We start from the raw sequence: 23038 nt of genomic DNA on the forward strand, positions 1-23038 counted from the left end.
GACTCCTGGCAGTCTGCAACCAGTCAACGCATCATTCCAGGAGGCCCACGATGGAACGACTTCCGTTCGATCGAGGGAGGAGTGCGTCCTGGCGAAACGGGATTGGGTTTGGGTTTCAGAGACAAATTGGACTGGGGAGAATCGCCGCTCTCATTCTTCTCGCGAGTGTTTTCCACGGAACTGCCGACGCTGCGACTCTCTCAGGCTACGTTGAAGAGTCCGCAAGCACGGCAACGCTAGCCGGCGTAAGCGTCATTGTGAAAGACGTCCCAAGAACTGTCTTTCGAAAGGCGACGACAGATGGTGTGGGTTACTTCTATCTGAGCGACATTGCGGACGGGACCTACGACTTCTACGTCGAATCATATCTCGTTACCCCACCCGTTCAACTCACCGTGTCGGGACAGAATGATATTACGACGATTGTCCTGAAGGCTTTGCCACCACCATCCCCCTACACGAGTCCCGAGACGGTCTTGGCGGAACGGAACCCGACGCTCGTGGAAGATGCCGATGGCGATGTTCATATCGTATTCGAACGCGAGGGATCGCTGCTGCACTCTGTCCGCAGCGAAGGCTCATGGGCAGACTGCGATATCGTGACGACGGGCACAGCAAGATATCCAACGGTCGCATACGGGAGTGCACTCAACGACAGCCTTACGACGGAAGGGCTGATATGCACCTGGGGAACAAGCGACACAACAGACACACAGACGCTCAATTTCTCGCTGGGTCGATTTACCGCCAGCGGCATCGAGTGGTCCACCTCCTCCACTCTCACCAATGATCTGGCTGCGGACTCCGCTCCCAAGGCTCTGGTGCGGGGAGGTTCCTCACCTCTTGTCGTGTGGTCGCAACGTCGGATCGATATCACAGATGATGCCGACGCCTACTACAAGTCCATCGATCTGGCCGGCTATACGTTTACTCCCCGATCGATCTATCAGGAGCCACCGAAGAAGCCACCGAAGAGTAATGAGCGGGCCTCCATCTCGGTCTCCGTAGAGTTCGCGTCAGGGGAAACCGTTCCGAAATGGGTCCCCGTGCTAGGCGGCAAGTATGAGTTCGACCTGAATGGCGAAGCGAATGGCTCCACCGATTGCGAAAAGGCCCATGTGGATGGCGGACTTACAATCGATATCTCGCTGTCCGACAATGCGAGTGCCCATGGGAGTTTTTCAGCAGAAGCCGATTGGAAAGCGAGTGAGCCGGACTGCGACTACGTGTTTGACTCGGCCAGCTGCACCGGGGCGATCGGAGCGAAGGGAAAGGTCCCCAGTCCTCCCGTTCCCATCGTTGTAGGCGGAGCGCCCATCGGCTCGGTTGTCTTCTATGGCTCACTCGCGGGCGAGCTGAAGGGCACCGTCACCTGGAGCAGCGGCTTCCCCGGATGGCCGGAGGGTGGCGTTTATACGGTGACTCTCAACCCTGCAGTTGGGGCCGAACTCGATCTCCTGAAGGGCTTCATCGAAGGATCCGCCGAGGTCTCAGGTTCTGCGACAGGAAGTTATGCCCCACCATCGACACTCAAGATGGTCAGCGTTTCTATTACCGTCTCGGGAGAGCTTTGCGGATTCTGGGGATGGTGGTGCAAAGACTTCACCAAGACATGGACGAAGAACTACAGCCGCGGAGGAAACTACTACTACCGCGAGTCAGCCGATGACCTGATCGTTCTCATGTCGCGACGCAGCGATGGGGACTACTCCATTACGGAAGACCTGGTCACGACGAAGAATACATCCTATATGGGAACAGGAAACGTCTACGAAGGCACACCCGTGCTGGATGACATTTCCTCCGACTACTATAGCGATGGTCCGGTCTCGATTGCCAGGAACTCCAGCGGCGATGTCGTCGTCACTTGGGCCAAAGAAGACGGTGACTACAACTCGACGCTCGGCTCGAGCATCATTGCGCGAACACTGTCATCTTCCGGATCGTGGGGAACGGTCGAAGAAATCGCCGACTCGGACAACTTCAACCGGGATGTCGCGATTGTCTTCGATTCGAGCGATGTGCCGATGGCAGTATGGGCTCAGGCGGACGGGACATCCGTTACCATTAGCGATCCCATCGACGACTTGATTACAGCGTCCGAGAATAGCGATATCGTCTATTCGCGTAAGACGGGAGGCACCTGGGATACGCCGCAATCGATTGCATCGATCTCCGGCCCTGATACTATTCCTGCGCTTGCTGCAGGTCCCAGCGGCAGCGCCCTGGCTGCCTGGGTGAATGACAATGGTTCCGGCATGCAGTCTCTCTGCGCAGCGCGATGGAGCGGCTCGTCCTGGAGCAGTGTTGACACACTGACTACGTCCACCTTGTTCGATCCTCCCGCCGTCATCTACGCCGATGACGGACCGATGGTCGTGTGGGCGCAAGATTCCGACGGCGATGCCGACAGCATTGACGACTGGAAGGTCTACTCATCCACATGGAATGGCTCCCAGTGGTCCAATCCGACTGCGTTGATTACACCAACGACCAGAGGGACTGTCGAAGTGGCATCGGCGCCGCGCGGTCATCGCGGGTATAGTCCATTCTACGATCCTTCGGAATGCGATAAGAAGGGGCCCGACTTCACGGCTCCCGGCAACATGGAGATCGGCCCATGCGCTCCGGACGACCCACCCGGATGCCGGCGCGTGAACTACACGCTCCCGGCTGTTACGGATAACTGCGACGATGCCCCCACGATCGCCGGCGATCCGGCTTCGGGGTCCATTCTCGCGTTCGGAATGCACACGATTACTTTGACGGCGACGGATCAGTGGGACAACGAGACGATCAAGACGTTCTCTGTCGAAGTCCTTGCCGTGGATCTACTCTATTTTACGGCCATCCCGACGGCAATCGGCGAGCCCATGGACCTTGAGTGGGCCACGGCGGCAGAAATCGACACCATCGGCTTCCACATCTATCGCGGGGTTGATACGGGCGATAGCGGTTATCTGCCTGGCACCCGTTTGACGAATCAGATCGTTCCCTCGCTTGGTTCGCCGACAGAGGGCGCCATCTATCAATACATAGACCCGACCCCGGTTGAGTTCGATACGGAGATTCGCGTGTACTTCCTGGAAGACATCGACATTAATGGCGTCTCAACCTTCCACGGACCGTTCTACAGCGAGACACTGACTTCCACAGATACGAAGGTCTGGGAGTGGGATCAGTACAAGTAACCTGTGGGCCGAAAGCGACAGTACAGCGGGAGTGGCCTATCGACCACCCCCGCTGTACTATTTCGAGGACTGACAAGTGCCCGCCGTCTCCCCCTCTTGCCACAAGACCGAGGGGGGCGCGTTCCTGCAACTGCCTTCCGAGATTGTCGTTGAGCCCACCCCCTGAGAAATCGGAGCTTCTACTCGCTGAACGGGAAGTCATGCGAAACGAAGTGCGGGCAGATGGTTGAAGCTATCCAAAATGATGTTCGCTCCGGTCCCTGGCCGTTCTTCTGCGCCGTCGCGGCCTACATCGTGCTCTCCGTCATTTTCCTTCAACCATACATAGACTTTGGCGATTTCTCCTACTCGCTGCAGTCTCCTGATGGAACAATCGCAGCTTGGGCTATGGGATGGGGACGCCACGCGGTTCTTACAGATCCAGTGAACTACTTCGAGGCGAATGTGTTTTACCCACAGCCTCATGCCCTCGCCTATACCGATCACTTCCTGATGCCCGCCCTCCTCACCTTGCCTTTCACGATATTCACGGACAATCCGGTCCTGCCATTCAACGCTCTGTTCTTTATGGCATTCGTTCTGAATGGTTTCTGCGCTTTTCTTTGTCTCTACAAGTTTACTCGCCAATGGCTTCCTTCATTTCTAGCCGGCTTCATCTTTACATTCAGCCCGGTGATGATTCACCATACAAACGGCCAGATTCATCTTCTTTGTGCCTGGTGGCTGCCCCTTAGCTTATTTGCTCTCGCGAGATTTCTTGATGCCAGAACTGTTGCTCGGTGGCTTGTGCTTTTCGGAAGCTGCCTTGGCGGGGTTCTGACCGGCTGGTACATGGCGCTCTTACTCGTCTTCACAATGGCCATTATTGGATTGCCAATCCTTGCCTACGAGATCTTCCGGCGAAACCGCAGAGCCATCCTGCGGCTGTGTGCTGCTGCCGGCGCCGTTGCCCTTGCTCTCATCGTTTCGTTTCCTCTCGCGATACCCTATCTGCAAATCGCTGAAGGCCGTCCACAGAATGCCTGGTCGACTTTGCGGGCTGGATCAGGGCAGTTCTACTCGTATGCCCTTCCACCTGCATCCGGACAGGAAATAACCGCTCCCGGTGCGCTCGTTGCACGTGTTCTTCCGATTGTGAAGCGCATTCCATATCCGCAGCACCTCGGCTATTCGCTCTCGCTGGTCGCCGCGATCCTGCTGGTCGGCGTGATGTGGTTGCTGTGGAGAAGGGCAAGAGGGGCTGGCGATCCCCCTTGGGTCGAGAAGTTTGAGACTCAGCGATTGAATTTGATCCTGCTCGCTCTCCTTCTCCTTTTGGGAGGCATTGCCGCATCTCTTGGGCCATTCCTCGGCGTGCGCAGTCGCATTGTCTTCCTGCCGTATTCATTGGCTCTCGCCGGCATGCCGCAGATCAGTTTCTTTCGCGCGCCGTTCCGTTACAACCTGCTGGCAGCCCTGGCGCTCGGAATGCTGTTGGGTCTCGCTCTATCTTCTATGAAGAAGGACCGATCACGCAACATCGCAGGCGTTACCTTGCTTCTTCTCGCGCTCGTCGAATTCTTTCCCATCGCATCGGAGACTGGAGCCTATCACTATGACTGGCAAGGTGTCCGTCCCTTCTACAAGCAAGTAGCCGACGATGACTCAGTCGATGTCGTGCTCGAGCTTCCAGCAACAGTCAATCATGGGATGATCTACTCATTGCAGCATCTCAAACCGCTTTACAATGCGGCCTCCGGTTACGATCCGGCGAGCTATTTCCAGGACTATCTGCAATTCAATGACCTCCCCGATCGAACCGCAGTCTGGCTCATGAACGAACGAGGATTACGGAACGTTGTCGTTCACGATGATGCGACTTCGCATGCGCTCTCCGAGTCTGCCTACTTCGAGTTGGCCTTCACAAACAACGGCAACGCTTGTTTTCAACTAAGCCATCGCGGACTGGCCGAGACCATTCCTGCCCCATCTCCCGCGCCCCGGTCGCCATTGGTTTACGATTTTGCTGGAACCGATTTGCCGGTGACCTATGTCAGTCCTCTCATCGTGGACCGTCATCTTGATGATTCGAGTGGCTTCACCTTCAAGGTGCGAACGCATGACCCGAGCTTCGTGCTACCACAGCAGACGCCCATCGACGGAGATGACTATCGATGGCTCGAAGTGGAAGCGCGTCTCGAAATGACCGGCGTGGAACTGGCAGAAGCGGAACTCTATTGGGCGGATCGGTCATCCGATCGACTTGGAGAGCGCCGCAAGCTGACCTACACTGTCCCAGCAGATTCGGAGTGGCATCGGCTGCGAATCGATCTGTACGATAGCTTCCAGTGGCGAATCAGCCACGGCATCCACACCATGCGCTTCGATCCAGTCACCGCGTTCCCGGCCGAAATGTCCATTCGCCGGATAACTTTAGTCCCAGCGATTCGTAAAGAAAACGCCCCGGGGTGATTGGCCGGGGCGTTCTCCTTAGAGTGTATCAAGAGCCGAATGGTCGCGGCGATCTTGAATCTCTCATTGATCGTTCAGGCGGAACTCGGCTGAGACGGGCAGGTGATCGCTGACGATTGCCATCTCTTCCTGGCTCAGCGGCATTGCCACGCCGAGCGAACCCTCTAGGAGTTCCGGCGCCATGTTTGTGTTCATCAGGATGCAGTCGATACGCCGACGGGGATTCGCCGTCGGTGCCGTCGGTGCGCCTTCCGGTCCCAGCGGATCGACAAACTGCACGCCATCCCCATCGCCGTGCAGAAGGAAATCGAACTCCTTCGTGTCCGGTTCGGCATTCAAGTCGCCCATCAGGACGATGTTCGTATCAGGGTAATTCGATAGCACACGATCGTACTCGCCACGCAGGAAGCGAATCTGGCCCTTGCGCCAACCTTCATTGCGTGGGCCGGAACTGGCCTTCAGGTGCACGCCAGTGAGAAGGAAATTGTAGTCATGGGTCGGAAGCACTTCGAGCGTGAACAGGCGATTGTTCACAAAGTTTTGTGTGTGCATGCGTCCGTCGTCGTCGCGCCAGTCTTCGATGGGCGTTGTTGCCTGGCTATAGTCATAGAAGACGCCCAGCGGGACGCGGCTCATGAAGACGACATTCTGATGCCAGGACCAACTCTCCGATCCGCCGAACCACCAGTACTCCATTTCGGGGAATCGCTCTTCTGCCAGTTCGTGCAGATAGGCGACCTTCTCGAACTCCTCGAAGACGATAACATCCGCATCCATGCGCTTGATGGCCTCAACAAACAGATCGATTCGTTCCGGCGACATGCCACGCATATCATTGTCGAACTCATTGTCGATGTACGGGCTGTCGTACGGATCGACGAAGTGCTGAACGTTCCAGGTAACGATCTTGATCGTATCGCCCACTTTGAAGTCGCGTTGCGTCGAATCCACGATCGCCGGATTGCGCGGCAACTGGCCGGCGCAGCCGATGAAAAACGCGGCAAGTGCCACGACCAGAACTTGTCCAAACAGCTTTCTCTTCACAGCAGAATCCCCCGAAGGCTGAATTTCGGACCCGGTCGAGCGAACTTGTCTCCGACGGGTCAACCTTTCAGCCTTGCCGAACCGTCTTCCCATGGCAAGCACTATTGCGTTCCAGCAGTGGATGGGGCGACCTCAAGTGAGTTCAGCGTGCCAGAGCTGCAAGCAATCCGTGTTGGTTGGCCAATCCTCTCGTGGCGCGGCCCGTGCGAAGCCGGCTTCTGCGAACAGCGCCTCGAATTCCTCGGTCTTCCAGGCCTTCGTGGTGCTGCGGAAGTGCTCTTCCTCTCCCGACTCGCGATCGGTGATCGTGAACTCCTGCATCGCGACTCCGGCGTCGGCGAACCAGTGACTGACTGTGCGGCATCGATGCGGGCGATCGGAGAACAGGCCCGATTCCGCTTCGTACTCGCTCGCATCGGCATGACCGGAATCATAGGTGGACGCAAACGTCTGCGCCTCGGCAATCAACTGGCCGCCGGCCGGATCGAGACTCTTCCGGGCCTTCACTAGAATCGCCCGAATCTCGGCAGGGGAGAAGACATTCATCTCGCCGAACAGCAGCATCACCAGGTCGTGCGGACCGCCAAATGCTGATTCGCGAATATCTCCGAGTATGAACTCACACCGCGAGGGATGAGAGTTGTTCTGTTGAGCGTACTCGATCGAGGCTGGCCCGAAGTCGATGCCCTGCACCGTGTGTCCCAGCTCCGACAACCGGCGCGAATACAATCCCGGCCCGCAGCCGAGATCGAGAACGCGTGATGCCTTTTCGGCCAGAAGCTCACGGTGAATCCACGCAACTTGACGCTCGATCCAATCGAGGCGACGACTTGCCATATCGTGGTCCTGCGTCAGGTGCTCCTTAAGCATTCGGCGGCTGAAGTCCGGATCGTTCCACGGAATCTTGTAGGCGCCTGCCCAAATCTGATCTTCGGTCATTGGATCCTATTCCTCTCATTCTTGCTCGCCCCTGACTCAGGCCCATCCGGCTTGGAGCGTCAATCGTGGAAGGGCGCGCCGCTTTGTTCGTCAGCTTTCCTTGTTGACCCGCATTCTTATATGCGCAGAAGGTTTTTCCATAGATAAAAAATAAGGAGGGTTCCCCCCCATGAGCTACGCCTTAGCTCTTCTCCTAGGCGTGTCCGGCTTGTTTATTCCCATGGAGTCGGAGATTCCTGTATCACGAAGCCAAGCAGCCCTGGTCTCTACGACGGGCGCTCCTGACGTTGCCATCTCGGACAGTGGATACGTGGTCTCCGTCTGGGAAACAGAGCCACCTTCAGGCTTTAATCAGAACCTCGTTCGATTCAGTCTCGTCGATGCCGACGGCACGCTGATTAAAGAAGAGATCGTATTTGGCTCAGGAACGCCCGACGTCTTGTATCACAACCCAGCAGTCGACATGGCGACCGATGGCAGGTTTATCGTCGTTGCGGAGGTCGAAGACGATACGGCTGGAGATACCGACATCATCGGCCGTCCCTATGCGGCAGACGGCACGCCGGAGTCCTCCGCCTTCACCGTGAACTCCACTTCAGTTGTCAGGAATCAGTACCGGCCCGATGTCGCGATGTTTCCGAACGGGGACTTCTACGTTGTCTGGGTCGAGGAGTTCTCCGCCTCGGACACGGATATCTACCATGCCATCTGGTTCAATAGTTCCACGAATCCATTTGCTCAGTATCTTGCGCCCACTTCTCTTCTCAGTTCTCCTGATCTCGAGGACTATCCCCGCATCGCACTAGATCCGGGTACGCTCCCCATAGATTCTCAGGAGCCCTCGGTCGTTGTTGGATACTCGCGACCGAATCCCAATAATGCAATCCAGGAGTATGTTGCTCAGCGATTGACCAACACGGGGAACACCGTTGGGAGTGCCGTCGCCTTCTCTGCGACGGATCCGACGAGCATGATGTTCCCCGGAGATGTGGCGATGGATGATGCCAATGGGTACGTCACGGTGTGGCTCGAGGGCGGTGAAATCTTCCGCCGCCGCTTCGATAAGAACGGCGTGGCGCAGAATCCCTCCGACCTGACAGCCGGTCCCGGGTTCGGGACATTTCACGAGGGTATTCGCGTCGGCATCGATAAACTCGGCGATTATCTGGTCGGCTTCGATTACTTCGCAACCGTGTATGGCTCGGAGTACAACGCCGATGACAGCACTCGCGAAGTCCTGCTGCGCCCGAACTGCGTTCGCGATCTGACGATGACCAGCGCGGCTGTCGACGTCAGTCGGAACGGTGTTTATGCGGTGATTGCCTGGAAGACGCGCTTCGTCTACGATTACTTCGTCTTCAATCGCAGGTTTCAGCGAGTTGACCCTGCGACGGATTCCGATGGCGATGGAATCGCCGACAGCTATGAAGTCTTGAATGATTCCGATCCCAACGACCCGAATTCCCGCCCCAAAGTCCTGGACTTGAACCAGGACGGCCGAATCAATACCACCGATGCAATTACATGGTACCGGCATCTGATCGGCGGATCCCCAAGGACGATTCCCGGCGCGCCTTGAAACTTGGCTCATGTGCGCACCAGACATCCCCCAGGGTTACCCCTGGGGGTTTTTCTATTGTCCAGACAAGAATCGAAACCGATTCACTCCGGAGGCGCCCGGCGTCTGGACAAACCCCTCGACAGGCGCGTCCAGGAAGAGCAGGTTCACGTGCAGCGACAGGCTCCTTCCGGCAATGCGCCGCAAAGAGACTGCATTGAGGAATGGGACCTCACCATCCACGAGACGTTGTCACTACTTGCTCGGCGGAGGCCTGGTTTCGCACCATCTCCTCCCGAGCCTCCTCGCCTTTTGACCCGGGAAGAAGAAAGTAAGAGCATTAATGGCAGGATTCCCCACGATTATCCAGGGCGGCATGGGCGCTGGCGTGTCCGATTGGAGGCTTGCCCACGCAGTCGCCAAACTCGGGCAACTCGGCGTCGTTTCCGGCACTGCCCTCGACCAGATACTGGCGCGGCGACTTCAATTGGGCGACCCGGATGGCAGGATGCGCTCCGCCATGGACGCCTTTCCATACCGGCACATTGCAGAAGCCGTGCTGCACAAGAACTTCATACCGGGCGGGAAGAGTTCCGACGAACCGTTCAAAATACTGCCGCTCTTTCGTGTCGATTCGGCCCCGGAAGTCGAAGCGACCGCCGTCCTGGCAGCCTTCTGCGAAGTTTGGCTCGCCAAGCAGGACGCCGAAGGTCCCGTCGGCATCAATCTTCTTGAGAAAATCCAGTTGCCGATTCTGAGCACACTGTACGGCGCGATGCTGGCAGGCGTCGACTACGTCCTGGTCGGCGCGGGAATTCCGTGGCAGATTCCCGGAATTCTGGACACATTGGCTCGAAATGAAATCGCATCGATGCGCATCGCCGTTGAAGACGAGCAGCCTGGTATGGAGGCCGAATCGGTTTTCGATCCGGCGAAGCTCGGTCCTCGCCGTGAGTCCCCCCTGAAGCGCCCCAACTTTCTCGCGATCGTCTCCTCACCAACACTCGCGCAGGCGCTGCTCAAACGTGCAACTGGCAAGATCAATGGCTTCGTAATCGAAGCCGCCAGCGCCGGCGGGCACAACGCTCCTCCTCGTGCGAAGGGGCAGTTCAACGCGCGCGGAGAACCTGTCTATGGTGTCCGTGACGGCGTGGATCTCGAGAGATTCAGGCAGTTCGGCCTGCCGTTCTGGCTGGCCGGCGGCGCGGGCAGTGCCGCCGCTCTCCGACGCGCACAGGAACAAGGCGCCCAAGGCGTCCAGATCGGAACCGTCTTCGCCTTCTGCCAGGAATCCGGCCTGCTGCCCGACCTGCGGGACGCCGTTCTGCGGGATGTCCAAAGCGGCACCATCGATGTTTTTACGGATGCGCTCGTTTCCCCAACGGGCTTTCCCTTCAAGGTCATTCGCCAGAAAGGCACTCTGACAGAGGAAGAAGTTTACCTCGCACGCGAGCGCGTCTGCGACCTCGGCTACCTGCGCAGAGTCTATCGCAAAGCCGACGGTTCGCTTGCTTATCGCTGTCCGGCACAGAGCGAAGCCACCTTTGAGCGCGCCGGCGGCAAGGGGGCGGAAACGCCCCACCGAGCCTGCCTGTGCAATGCGCTCTGCGCCAACATCGGCCTCGGGCAAATCCGAAATGGAAAGAAGGAGCCGCCCCTTCTGACGGCTGGCGACGATCTTGCCAACATTGGGAACTTCCTGCCGCAGGATGGGCTTGCCTACTCCGCGGCGCACGTCATCGAAACAGTTCTGGCAGGCTAGCCTCCACTCCTGCACACGTAGCAGGCAGCCTTCTCTCCGCCCTTGACGTCCTTCGCTCCGGCGGAGAGAAGAGACGTGTTTCGCCGGACTTTCGCCAGGAGAACGCCCGCCATGTTGCACTCGCTCAAGGGAACGCTCGTCGACTTCGAAGAGGACTTCGCCGTCATCGATGTTGGAGGAGTGCGATTCCAGGTCGAGATTCCCGCCAGCACCGCGGGGCAACTCGGAGCATCCGGCGACCCGGCGGAAGTCCTCACCCGCCTCTCCTTCAACGCCAACGACGGGACCTTCAGCCTGTATGGCTTCGCCACTCCGATGGAGCGCGATTGCTTTGATGTCCTGACTTCGATGAGCGGCATCGGCCCGCGCAAGGCGCTGGCGATTCTTTCCCAGATCGAGGTCGCGGCCTTCGCCAACGCGATCGTGAACAAGGACATCGCCTACGTTGGCAAAATCAAGGGCGTCGGCAAGAAGACTGCCGAGCGCCTCATCGTCGAGCTGCGCGAGAAGATGGTGCCGTTCATGGGCTCCGCGTCCGCGGCTCCGATCGTCAGCAGCCGACCCGAAAACGTCCAGGACGCCATCGAGGCGCTGATGGCGTTGGGTTGTAAGCAGATCACTGCCGAGAAAGCCATCGGCGCCGCGATCGAGATCCTCGACGAAAGCGCCCCGACAGAAGACCTCGTCCGCGAAGGCCTGCGACATCGGTAGGTTCTTGCGTTCTCATCGTAGTCGGTGTCTTCGCCCCCTCCGGGGACGTGTTTCTCTCTCAAGTTAACCCCGGGTTCCCTTCGGTCACCCGGGGCCATTGAGCTTTGCCCCCTTCGGGGACAAGCGTCCAGAACCCGGACGGCTGGACATTGTTCCATCAGCGTACATCATGAGCCTCCGGGGGGACAGTTGAACGACCCTGGGCGGCGAGCTCGCCTGCATCCTCTGCAGTATTTGCGATAAGCGCGAAGAACTTCGACTGACAGACATCGTCCCATCATCGCTTGCCGTCAGTATCCCCCCGGTGGGGGAGCAGTTGCACGGCCTCGGGCGGTCACCTCGTCTGCATCCTTTGCTGTATTGACGATAAACGCGAAGAACTCCGACTGACACGCATCGTCCCATCATCGCTTGCCATCAGTATCCTCCGGTGGGGGGCAGTTGAACGACCCGGGGCGGCCGGCTTGTCTGCATCCTCTGCAGTATTGACGACAAGCGCGAGAAATCCAGACTGACAGACATCGTCCCATCATCGCTTGCCGTCAGCATCCTCCGGTGGGGGAGCAGTTGAACGACCCGGGACGGCCGGCTCGTCTGCATCCTCTGCAGTATTGACGACAAGCGCGAGAAATCCAGACTGACAGATGTTGTGCCATCGACCTCCGCCATGAGCATCCTCCGAAGGAGGATCAGTTGAATGGCCCCGGGCGACTAAGGGGAGCCCGGGGATACGATCGCACTTCATCAGGTCCCCGAAGGGGGCCAAGATCAGTCTGACAGAGGCGCGTTGCACGAGCATCCTGCTTCTCCCCAACGAAATTGCTTGCCCAGCCCCCTTCGGTTTTGGTTGGCTCCTTCGTTTTGAGAGGAGAAACTCCCCCAAGCGACTTATTCCACCAACCGAGGTGATTACCGTGGCGACGTTGAAACCATTTCCCGCTTTGCGACCCGACCCGACGGAGGCCAAAGAAATCTGCGCCCCGCCCTATGACGTGCTGAACTCCGAGGAAGCTCGCGAGATGGCCGAAGGCAATCCGCTCAGTTTCCTGCGCGTGTCCAAGCCGGAAATCGAAATGGATCCAAACGTGGATCCGTACTCGCCGGAGGTCTACGAGCATGGCGCCGCCAATCTGCGCCGCATGATTCGCGAAGGCCATCTGTTCCAGGACGACAAGCCCTGCTACTACATCTACAAGCTCGTCATGGGATCGCATGCGCAGATCGGGCTCGTGGCGGCCGCCAGTTGCGCCGAGTACGACGCCAACGTCGTGAAGAAACACGAGCTAACACGCCCCGACAAGGAAGACGATCGCATGCGCCACATCGAGATTCTCGGTGCGCAGACCGGCCCGGTTTTCCTGACCTATCGCGCCGTGCCGGAGATCGATGCCCTGATCGACAGCCAGATTGCCAACAAGCCTGACTACGATTACGTGGCCGACGATGGAATCGCGCACACCGCCTGGGTCGTGAAGGATGACGAAGTGATCCGCAAGATTGAAGAGGCCTTCCAACGCGTGCCGGCCCTTTACGTCGCCGATGGTCACCACCGCAGCGCTGCCGCCGCGCGCATCGCCAAAGAACACGCTGCGAAGAACGAGAATCACAACGGCGAAGAACCCTACAACTTCTTCCTCTCCGTCACGTTCCCGCACGACCAGATGCAGATCCTCGGCTACAACCGCGTCGTGCGCGACCTCGTGGACATGAACGAAGAAGAGTTTCTGGCGAAGCTCGGCGAGGTCATGGACATCAGCGACCCGATCGATTCGCCGAACCCGACGAAGAAGGGCGAAATAACGATGTACCTGGGCGGCACGTGGCGCCTCCTGACCTGGAAGGCTGGCGTGGCGAACGGCGAAGACACCGTCTCGACGCTCGACACGGCGCTGCTGCAGGCCAACGTTCTCGATCCGCTTCTCGGCGTGCGCAATCCGCGCACAGACAAGCGCATTCATTTCGTCGGCGGCATTCGCGGCACGGCGGAACTCGAACGCCTCGTCGATAGCGGCAAACACACCGTCGCCTTCGCGCTCTATCCCGTCAGCGTCGAAGACCTGATGGCCATCGCCGACGAAGACGGCCTGATGCCTCCCAAGTCGACGTGGTTCGAGCCCAAACTGCGGGACGCGATGATGAGCCATATGTTGTAGGAAGACTGAGAGTGGCGAAGTGACGAGTGGCGAGTGACGAGCAAGATGTCACTCGCCACTTTTGTTTGACGGGACTTGGTTGCTGGCCCTCGTAGCAGTCGACTACTTCCCGCGATGACCGGGGTATTCGGCGTTCAGGCGTAGGAGGGTTTCTTCACGGTGAGGTCAGATTCGCGCGCCGAACTCTCGCCCAATCGAAGAACATCCATAGCACCTTCCCCGCAACCAGGATCAACATCGTCGGGCCGATTAGCCAGCCGAAGAGTGTGAAGAGGCTGCGCTTGTTGGGGGTTATGGGAACCTGGGTGGACAGGTACGCTGTTTCGCCGAAGTCGGCGACGTTGATGATGGCGCCGGTGGAGGTGGCGGCGAAGGTGGGGCCGCCGTAGGCGGACGTGATCACTGGCAGGCCCGTTTCGATCGCGCGCATGCGGAACATGTCGCGGTGCTGGCGGTGCTGTTTCGCCCCCCAGGTGTGCATGTTGTACGTGGGAAAGACGAGCGCCTGCGCGCCGCGCCGGGCCATTTGCGGAGCATAGCGTTGATACGCGCCGTCGAAGCAAATCCCCAGCCCGATCCGCCACACATCTCCGTCCCTGCTTTTCAAATCGACCACGCCGACCTCGGGCGCGGGCTGGCCATCGATCATGAACGGCACAGGGTGGCTCTTGCTGCCTTCGCCAACGAACTCACCTTCGGGGCTGCAGACGAACGCCGTGTTGAAGAACTCGTTCTTGTCGCGTTCGCCGCCGGGCATCGGTTTGACCGCACCGAAAATCACGCCGAACGTGGAGGACGCCGCCTGCGTCTTGATCTCATCCACCAGCCACGAAGAGCCCGGCACCTCGGGGCTGTCGCCGAGCGAATATTCCGGCCAGACCACGAGATCGACGCGCTCGCCCGGCTGCAGTTTCGGCGCGGGCACCGAGCCGAATCCCTTTCCCTGGTTCAGCAGTCGAAGGCTGTAAGTCTCTTTGCCCTCCGCCTGGAATCGAGGCACAGGAACGAGCACCAGGATCGTCCATGCGGCTGCTGCCGCGATGCCGACGATCATCTTCTTCCGATCGCTGCGCAGGCAGATTGCTTCCGCGGCGAGCACCGCGACGAAGATCGTGATGCCGGACACGCCGTAGACTCCGATCCAGCGCGCCGTCATGCCACCGATCGTTCCGGCGGTTTCGTAGCCCAGCGACAGCCAGGAGAAATCGAGCGGCGCGAGCTCGCCGCGCAGATAATCGATGCCGACCCAACACGCCGCCGCCCACGCGGCGCGCGCCAGGGGAAAGCGCCCCCACTCCGTTGCCAGCCATGCCCAGATCGCCGGATACAGCGCGATGATCGCATAAAGCACCAACGTCATCAGCCCGAACGTCGCGTAGAGCCAGTTCAGCAATCCGAGCGAGATCGCCGCGTATGCGGCCGCAGCCACTCCCATGCGCCGAACGGGTGGCTTCGCCCCCCGAATCGCCGCCCACCAGAAAGCGATCGCGAGTATTCCCAGCGGCGCGAGCCCGCGGCCTTGCACGGCAAACGCATACGGAACCGCCCCCCCCGCCAGCAGCGCAACACGCCGCAACGTCCAGCCATCGCGTGCCGGGCGAGGCGATGTTTCCTCGGAGGGATCGACCTCTGAATGCGGAGGAGTTTCCGGTTCTGCTTCCATCGACAGTGCCACAGTCATTGCCTCCGCGTGGGTAAGCGATCGTTGACAAACTGCGGCAACCGGCTGTCGATGTCAAGGAGGTTTAAACCGCAGCCGGAGCAGAGAATGAACTCTGCCCCGGCGTGTTTTGTCTTTCAGTGGATTGTGATCAGTGCGTCTGCTCGCGCCATTCTTCCACGCCGGCCCAGGGCGGGACCTGCGAGAGAATGACCAGGCTGCGTGCACCGATCGTGACGGAGCCGCTCTGGGGGAACCCATCCAGCGCGACCGCCGACGTGGTCACTGTCTGGCCGACACCCACATCGCCGAAGTCCGTTCCGTAGGTGGAGTCATCGCTGTTGAAGACTTCATACCAATCGCCGGAGTCGGGCAGGCCGACATTGTACCCGCCGGTGTAGTTGACGCTCGAGAAGTTCGCCATGACGACGACCGTATCGCCTGGGTTCGATCCGCCGTTGGAACGAGTGAAGGCGATGACCTTGTTGGTGTTCTCGGTCAGGTAGATGTTCGTAACGTCGCCCAGCAGGCCGGCAGTTTCATTCCCGAGATTGCGCCGAAGCGCGATGAGGTCTCGGTACAGCAAACGGAATCCCGCGATATTCGGATCGATCAGCCGCGACCAGTCGATCGGATCATCGTCCTCCCAGGAGTTGTCCCCGTCGGTACCGCCGATGTCGAGAATCTCGCTCCCCTGGAAGATCATCGGCATGCCTTCGGTCGTCAGCAACAGCCCCGCGCCGAGGGCGGACATTTTCCGCGAGCGCAGGCTTTCGGGTGTGGCCGGATCGATCCGTGTTGGCACTCGGTCTTTGCTGTTGGTTTCCCACACCTCGTCGTGGCTCTCCAGATAGTGCAACCGTCCGAAGTCGCCATTCACCGCCGTGGCGATCGTGTTCATGTCAAAGTCCACATCGGCAGTTTTTATCAGTTCGCCGACGACTTGGTAATGGAAGTTCGTCGTCCACTGCGTGTCGAATCCGAAGCCATCGGCCGGATCGCCGCTGACTGTCGAGACCGACGTCGTGAGCAGCGGGTCGCCGGCGTGATCCTCGGCGATCGAAATCAGATCGGGGTTCGTTGCCAGCATGTTTGCGTTGATGTCCTGCAGCAGAGAAACGCCCTCGGGAATCGTACTTTGGATGTTGAACGAACCATCCAGTGTGGCTCGCATGGCCTTCGTGAAATCCCACCGGAAGCCGTCGACATTGTACTCGTCGAGGAACATCGCAATAGAGTCCTCGATGAAATTGCGAACTTCAGTCTCCGAATAATCCGGCCGGGGACCGTAGGCGGTTTCCGCCAACTCCAGCGGGCTATCGTAGAAGTAGATACCAGGTTCGTCTCGGGACGCGTTGCCGTTCAGGTCCTGGAAGTCGTAGATGTCCAGCCCACCCGGTCCGTAGTGATTGTGGACCACATCGACGATCACCGCGATTCCGCGGGCGTGACATGCCTCCACGAAATTACGGAAGTCGTCCGGAGTTCCATAGTCACGCTCGATCGCGAACAACTCCGTCGGATTGTAGCCGCCCGATGTTGTCCCGGCGAAGTCGTTGATTGGCATCACGTGAATCGCATTGAAGTTCATTTCCTGGATGTAATTCAGACGGTTCGGAATCAGGTCGGCAAACGTACCGGGAGCGACACCAGCGAATGGATCAAGCGTGCCGATATGCAGTTCATAGACCACCCAATCGTGGAACGCCGCTGTCGTACCCGGGCGCGGTTCGGTGAATGTGTAGGTCGATGGATCAACGGTCACGGAGTTGTCGCTGGCGCCCTGAACGAAGCGTCCTCGTGGATCGCGCCGGTACTCGGTTCCATCCATCAGGTACTTGTACTCCTGCCCAGTGGTCGCTCCGGGAACATGGGCGGTCCAAATGCCCGATGCGCTGTCGGACGTCATCAGGTCGGCATTGCTTACCCAACTGTTGAATTCGCCAACGACCGCCATGGATGCAACGTCTGGTGCCCAGACGCGGAACAGGTACCCGTCGCCTTCCGCCGAGGAGACCTTCATGGCGCCCGGCTCAACGCTTTGCACGGAATCGACCTGGAACTGCCAGTCGACTCCGTTCCCGCCGTTGTTGTCGAAGATCGAACCGCCGGAGTTCTTGAAAACGATGTCGATGCTCGTCGCGTCGTTCGGGACACTGAACGAGCCCGTCCAGTTTGGCGGCGAGCCAGACAGCGTCACATCTGCGGCATTCTGGAACCCATTGAAGCCCACCGTTGCCACGACCGGTGATTCGGAGGCCAATGGGCCTCCCGTTGCGTCGAATACGATCGTTGGCGAAGACCCGCGCGCCGGGAACTGAGGCGACAGTGTGGCCGTGCCTTGCGCGTGCGCAACTCCGGGCACAAGGGCCAAGCATAGCCAAGCCGCTCCGAGGAGTTGGAGGTACTTTCGAGAGACTTCACGAGTCATGGCACTCTCCCTGTGTGCTAAACCGCTTTTACCCAAGCGATGGATAGCTATTTGATACTGGGAACGCTCCAATTGCGCGCCGGTGAAGTCAATCGTAAAAGCGCTATGACCTGCGGCCAGCTCAATTGGAGAGAGTGCTGTCAAAGATCTCGCGCATCGTGATCATCTGCGCGCCGAGCGATTCGAGTCTCTCCGCCGCGTTCTGTAGTTGCGGGTCGAGCGCTCGCGCCAATGGCCCGAGGCGATCGGGCGTTCCGGGCACCAGGTCCTTGGGCGTTTCCCAGAGCAGGCGAATGGCGCGCTGCACGGTTCGCAGGACGTGGTGGTGTTCGAGGATGAAGTCGACAGTCTCGACCTCCATCAAGCCCGCGTCGCGGATGACTTCGAGCGCTTCGTCCGTGCGAGGAGTTCGCAGTGCGGGCAACTCAATTCCCTTCGCCAACTGGAAGTACTGGACGAGGAATTCCACGTCGACGATTCCGCCGGGGCCGCGCTTCAGGTCGAGCTTCGCATGACGCGGAAGACGTACCGTCTGATCGAGCCGTACGCGCATCTCGTGAATTTCTTTTGCCAGGTCCGGCAGCGGCGAACGATCGCGCAGCGCGTCGTGCATCGATCCTAGAATCTCGCGGCCAAACTCTTCATCGCCGGCAAGGAACTGCGCGCGCGTCATTGATTGGAATTCCCAAATGCCTGCTTCCTCACGATAGTAACGCTCGGCGCGTTCACGCGCGATCGAGAGCGGCGCATTCACACCATCGGGACGCAGCCGCGCATCGACCTTCCAGAGTTGTCCGTCGGGCGATACAGCAGACATCGTCGACAGGATTCGGCCGGCAAGATTGCTGTAGTGTTCCGCCGCGCCGCGGTCGTTTTCCGGAGCTTCGTGGAAGACCGCTACATCCAGATCGCCGCAAACATGCACCCATTCGCCGCCGAAACTGCCCAGTGCAATGATGCACCACCGCCCGTCGCGCCGCTCGGAGTCGCGGGAAAGTACATCGATCACGGCGCTCAGGCAGGTCTTCGCGAGTTCCGTCGTAGTGGCGGCGCTTTCACGCGCGGAATCCACATCCATGATTTCGCGCACAGCAAGGAAGAGCGCCTCGCGATCCTTGAACTGGCGAATGCGTCCGAGCGCTTTTTCGACTTCCAGGCGCCCGACGCGTGCGGCGTATTCTTCGTCGAAGGCGTAAGCCGGCGATCGAGTTCCGCGCAGCGGCTCGCCGAGCAGCAACTGGTCGAGGTACTCCGGATGCGCTACCATCAGTCGTGCCGGCAACGATCCGAATCCCAACACGCGCACCAGCATTCGCAGCACCCATGGATGCGATTGAATCAGTTCGTATGTGGAAGTAACGCTGTGATGACTGCGCAGCAGTTGCGTGAAGTGCCGAATCGCATTTTCTCGATAGGCCACATTCTGCAACTGCTCCAGCAATTGTGGGAACACCCGCTCCAACCATTGCTGACTGTGGCGGCTGATCGCGAATTCCCGCGAGCCGGAAACCAATTCTCGTAAGGCTCGAAATCCCTCAACCGTCCCGATTCCAAACGGCGCCAGCTCTTCGAGCACGCTCTCCTCCGGCGTGTCGCGCGACACCAGGTAGTCGACCAGATCCAGTTTCTCTGCCGGACCTTCTTCGTGAAAGAGCGCTTCGAATTGCTCGCGAACAAATCCGCGGAATTCGGAGAGCTGTGATTGCAGATCGGCTTCGCTCTCGAAATGGCATCGTACGGCAAGCCGCTGGCGTTCTTCGTCGTCTTCCGGCAGCGCATGCGTTTGCTGTTCGTTCATCATCTGCAGACAATGTTCAACCTGTCGGAATAACAAGTAGGCCTCGCGCAGTCGACGGACCTTGTCCGGCTGGAGTTTGCCCTTCTCTGCGAGCAATTCCATCGCTTCCAGCGTTGCTCGCACGCGAAGGGACTTGTCGTTTCCGCCATGGAGCAATTGCAGCGCCGCGGAAATGAACTCCACCTCGCGAATGCCTCCAGGGCCGCGCTTGATGTCCAGCTTCCGTGTGCGGGGATCGAGGGCCTCGTGGTCGATCCGGCGCTTCAGGCGAGCAACTTCCGGTAGCAGCACCTGCGGTGAGTTGCCGAAGAAGACGAAATTCTGGCGCACTTCCTCGAAACGCGCAGCAAGTTTGCGATCGCCCGCCACGCATCGAGCTTTCAGGTACGCGATCTTCTCCCACGAGCGCGCCTGATCCGCCAGGTAGGCCACGTAGGCCGGCAAGGACCGCGCAATCGCGCCCGATGCACCATCCGGTCTCAGTCGCGCATCGACGCGATAGAGCACGCCCTCGATTGTCGAGTAATCGAGGTACTGAATAATCGCCGTGCCCAGCTTGCAGTAGAATTCGTGTTTCGTGATGCGATTGCTGACGTGTCCCGTCCCATCCTTGCGTCCCGCGGTCGTTCCCTCCGTATCGTAGACGAAAATCAGATCGATGTCGGAGGAGAAGTTCAATTCCCGGCCGCCGAATTTCCCCATCGCAAGGACGGCGAATCCGATTGTGTCGTCCGGCTTCACGTCTGGTGGGGGAGCGGGCTGCCCATAGCGCTTCATCAAATCGCTCAGCGAATCTTCGAGAGCCAACTCGCAGGCCGCTTCCGCCAGATTTGTCAACTCGCGGCAGAGTTCCATAATATCGGCGCGCTGCTGCAGATCGCGAACGCCGATGCGCAGAAGTTCGCGGCGCTTAAATCGACAGAGCGCACGCCGCCGGCTCTCGGAGCTTCCGAATGCGCGCACGAAGCCATGCAATTGACGGCGATATTCCTCCAGGGGCTTCTCGCTTTCCATGCGCGCCTCGACCAGGCACCACTCGAGGTACTCCGGGTTCCGCACAACGATGTCTGAGAAGAACTGAGATGCGGCGAATAACTGAGCAAGAAACTGCAGATGATCCGGATTGTGTTCCATCAAGTGCAACACGCCGAGCCGATCCCACGCAGCGCGCACATATCGATCCCAATTGCGCAACGCCATCCTCGGATCGGCCGTCGCCGCCAATGCAGGAATCAGCTTTGGCGCTACTTCAACGATCTCTTCAAAGACGAACTGCTCGCGTGCCCAGGACAACAACAGCTCCTCGGCTGCATCACGATCGTCGTTCGGCCAAGAAGACAGCAGCTCCCTCAGCTCGGCCTGAAAAGCCGTCAACAATGCTACGTGTTTGGAATCGCCTGCGCGGGACATCTTGTTTGCCGATGGGAGTTTTGATGCTGCGAGATGGCCTCAGCCGCTTCTTCGAACGACGATGCCGGTCCAGCCGGCCCAGATATCGCCTTCCTCGGGCAGGTAGGACGCGTCCTCGCCGTAGACGCTGCTTCCGAGAATCAAACGCGCTGGCCCGGGGTGGGATGGACGCAAAGGAATCGAGAACCAGTGCCACTTGCGCGAGTCCGGATCCAGCGACTGGATCAGGATCTTCTGGAACACACGATAGACGCGTTCATTCTGCTCGAACTTGACGGAGAAACTCACCGGTGACTTCGAACGTTGCCCCGGCAGCGTCGGCTCAATCAAGATCCCGAATTCCAGGATTGGATCTTCCGGCATCTGGAGTTCCCAGGAGATCTCCGTCGGGACACGCAGTGCCAGAACATCGTGCGTACCGTTCGGCGCAGAGTATCGTTCCACGCGGAGCGGCCCGTTTAGTTGCGATCGCCACTTCGCTTCCTCCCATTGCGCCATGCCGTCGAGGGCCACGTCCGGTGCCGGCCGTTGTGCGCGCAATCGACCGGCGGCATCCAGCAGGCGCAACTCCTCCATCGTTCGCATCAAGTCCTTCGTGTGGCGTTTCGGCAGCGTCGACTGCGTGGAAGTCGCGCGACCGCCGTGGATCGAAATGCCGGTCAGCTCAAGGCCTTCGTGCTCAGTCTCCGACCAATTCGTCTTGCGCGGCCAGGGCGTCAGGAACTGATAGCGAACTTCGTCCGGCTCCAACTCGCGGATGAAGTCGATTGTGCTCTGTAACTCCGCCGTATCCGACCTTGGCAGGCCGAGCATCACATTGGCGGCGACTTTCACACCGTAGTCCTGCGCCATTTGCACGGCCTTCACAATCGCGCGGTTGTGCAGATTGCGATCACAGAATTCCGAGCGCCGATTCTCGTCTCCCGTTTCGATGCCGATTTCGAGGACCTCGCCGCCCGCGCCGGAAAGGAGTCGCAGGTTGTCCTTGGACATTTGCTCGGCGGCGGTCGTCCAACGGAACGGCAGGGCCACTTTCTCCTTCCAGAGCCGGGCGAACTTCTCCACCCAACGCTCTTGCCACGGGAACAACTCATCGACGAACACAAATCGCCGCGGGTTATGTAACTCGACCAATTCAAGCGCGTGCGTGACGATGCGTTCCGGTGAATGCGTGCGATACTGCGTTTCCGGCCTCTCGAGTCGTCGCAGGAGCGGCACGTGACAAAACTGGCAGGAGAATGGGCAACCACGACTTGCAAGCAGCGGCAGCGTGCGATCGTTAATCTTCATCAGATCTTCGACCGGCAGCTTCGTGTAGTCCGCGTCGTCCAGTTCATCGAGATTGGTAAGCGGGCGCTCAGGCACGTTGATCTGCCAGCCGCGCTGGCCTCGCCACCACACGCCGGGAATGTCGGAACCGGAGCCTTCGCGCAGGAGCTTCGACGCGAACTTGCGAAGTCGATCCTGCCATTCGCCAAGAACAATCGCAGTCGGGACGGGGTTGAATGTGAAGATGTCGGAGCCGAGTGTCCCCATCGGGCCGCCGACTGCAATGACCGTCGGCAGCGTCATGTTCCGAATCTTCAGCAGCAGGGCATTCGCCGCGTGGAGCTGCTCGCGATAGACTGGGACGAAGAGGATTTCGGGCGGATCGGCCTTCAGGCGATCAACAAATTCTTCGCGCTGTCGGACTGTCTTGATCAACTCGACCCGCACATCGATTTTGCCGGCACGCAGTCGGCCGATTCCCTCCGCCACATCCTGCCAGTGCGCAAGACGCGGCGAGACCCCTTCCTCGACGAATGCGATCAAGACCTGCTCGGACACGAATCGCGCCTCACTCTTGGGGAATCGGCATTGCCTCTCGCCGCATCATGCGCCTGCAAGACTGGGCGTATTTCGCCCAATCGTTCCGGTGTCGACAAGCACG

At 59.2% G+C, this 23038-nt stretch carries 12 protein-coding genes; 6 read left to right on the forward strand and 6 right to left on the reverse strand.

The genetic code is table 11. The features are described from left to right. The first annotated feature begins 50 nt into the window (after window positions 1–50). Together KQI84_06035 and KQI84_06040 are read left to right on the forward strand one after the other, a co-directional pair. Entirely contained in the window at window positions 51–3191 is a 3141-nt protein-coding gene (locus tag KQI84_06035) for an HYR domain-containing protein (protein ID MCB2154425.1), read from the forward strand. A gap of 222 nt (window positions 3192–3413) precedes the next feature. Next, window positions 3414–5642: a hypothetical protein gene (locus tag KQI84_06040; GenBank protein ID MCB2154426.1), complete on the forward strand. Its 2229-nt coding sequence runs from the start codon at window positions 3414–3416 to the stop codon at window positions 5640–5642. Between the two features lie 63 nt (window positions 5643–5705). Here the strand turns inward: KQI84_06040 and KQI84_06045 are convergent, their stop codons facing one another. Together KQI84_06045 and KQI84_06050 are read right to left on the reverse strand one after the other, a co-directional pair. Beyond that, on the reverse strand, window positions 5706–6686 hold the full coding sequence (locus KQI84_06045; GenBank protein ID MCB2154427.1) for an endonuclease/exonuclease/phosphatase family protein: 981 nt from the start codon (window positions 6684–6686) through the stop codon (window positions 5706–5708). A gap of 132 nt (window positions 6687–6818) precedes the next feature. Continuing rightward, on the reverse strand, window positions 6819–7625 hold the full coding sequence (locus KQI84_06050; GenBank protein MCB2154428.1) for a class I SAM-dependent methyltransferase: 807 nt from the start codon (window positions 7623–7625) through the stop codon (window positions 6819–6821). A 169-nt stretch (window positions 7626–7794) separates the two neighbouring features. On the opposite strand from KQI84_06050, the gene KQI84_06055 reads away from it, so the two are divergent. The 4 genes from KQI84_06055 to KQI84_06070 all read left to right on the forward strand — a co-directional run bounded on the left by KQI84_06055 (window position 7795) and on the right by KQI84_06070 (window position 13809). Beyond that, entirely contained in the window at window positions 7795–9204 is a 1410-nt protein-coding gene (locus KQI84_06055; GenBank protein MCB2154429.1) for a thrombospondin type 3 repeat-containing protein, read from the forward strand. Between the two features lie 322 nt (window positions 9205–9526). After that, complete coding sequence (locus KQI84_06060) at window positions 9527–10945, forward strand: nitronate monooxygenase (protein MCB2154430.1); 1419 nt, start codon at window positions 9527–9529, stop codon at window positions 10943–10945. A 111-nt stretch (window positions 10946–11056) separates the two neighbouring features. Continuing rightward, the gene (ruvA, locus tag KQI84_06065; GenBank protein MCB2154431.1) at window positions 11057–11656 is read left to right on the forward strand and encodes a Holliday junction branch migration protein RuvA; all 600 of its coding nucleotides are present in this window, start codon (window positions 11057–11059) and stop codon (window positions 11654–11656) included. Window positions 11657–12570: 914 nt separating this feature from the next. Further along, window positions 12571–13809 carry a DUF1015 family protein gene (locus tag KQI84_06070; GenBank protein ID MCB2154432.1) on the forward strand — a complete coding sequence of 413 codons (1239 nt, stop codon included), beginning with the start codon at window positions 12571–12573 and terminating at the stop codon, window positions 13807–13809. A 154-nt stretch (window positions 13810–13963) separates the two neighbouring features. Here the strand turns inward: KQI84_06070 and KQI84_06075 are convergent, their stop codons facing one another. The 4 genes from KQI84_06075 to KQI84_06090 form a co-directional block, all read right to left on the reverse strand. Next, on the reverse strand, window positions 13964–15484 hold the full coding sequence (locus KQI84_06075) for a hypothetical protein (protein MCB2154433.1): 1521 nt from the start codon (window positions 15482–15484) through the stop codon (window positions 13964–13966). A 136-nt stretch (window positions 15485–15620) separates the two neighbouring features. Then, window positions 15621–17900, reverse strand: coding sequence for an alpha amylase C-terminal domain-containing protein (locus tag KQI84_06080; GenBank protein MCB2154434.1), 2280 nt, complete (start codon window positions 17898–17900; stop codon window positions 15621–15623). A gap of 121 nt (window positions 17901–18021) precedes the next feature. Beyond that, on the reverse strand, window positions 18022–20991 hold the full coding sequence (gene glnE / locus KQI84_06085; protein MCB2154435.1) for a bifunctional [glutamate--ammonia ligase]-adenylyl-L-tyrosine phosphorylase/[glutamate--ammonia-ligase] adenylyltransferase: 2970 nt from the start codon (window positions 20989–20991) through the stop codon (window positions 18022–18024). A 156-nt stretch (window positions 20992–21147) separates the two neighbouring features. Beyond that, window positions 21148–22935 (reverse strand): radical SAM protein, encoded by a 1788-nt coding sequence (locus tag KQI84_06090; protein MCB2154436.1) that lies wholly within the window; start codon window positions 22933–22935, stop codon window positions 21148–21150. Between the last annotated feature and the right edge of the window lie 103 nt (window positions 22936–23038).

The sequence above is a fragment of the bacterium genome, from assembly GCA_020444065.1.
Taxonomy (GTDB): Bacteria; Sumerlaeota; Sumerlaeia; order SLMS01; family JAHLLQ01; genus JAHLLQ01.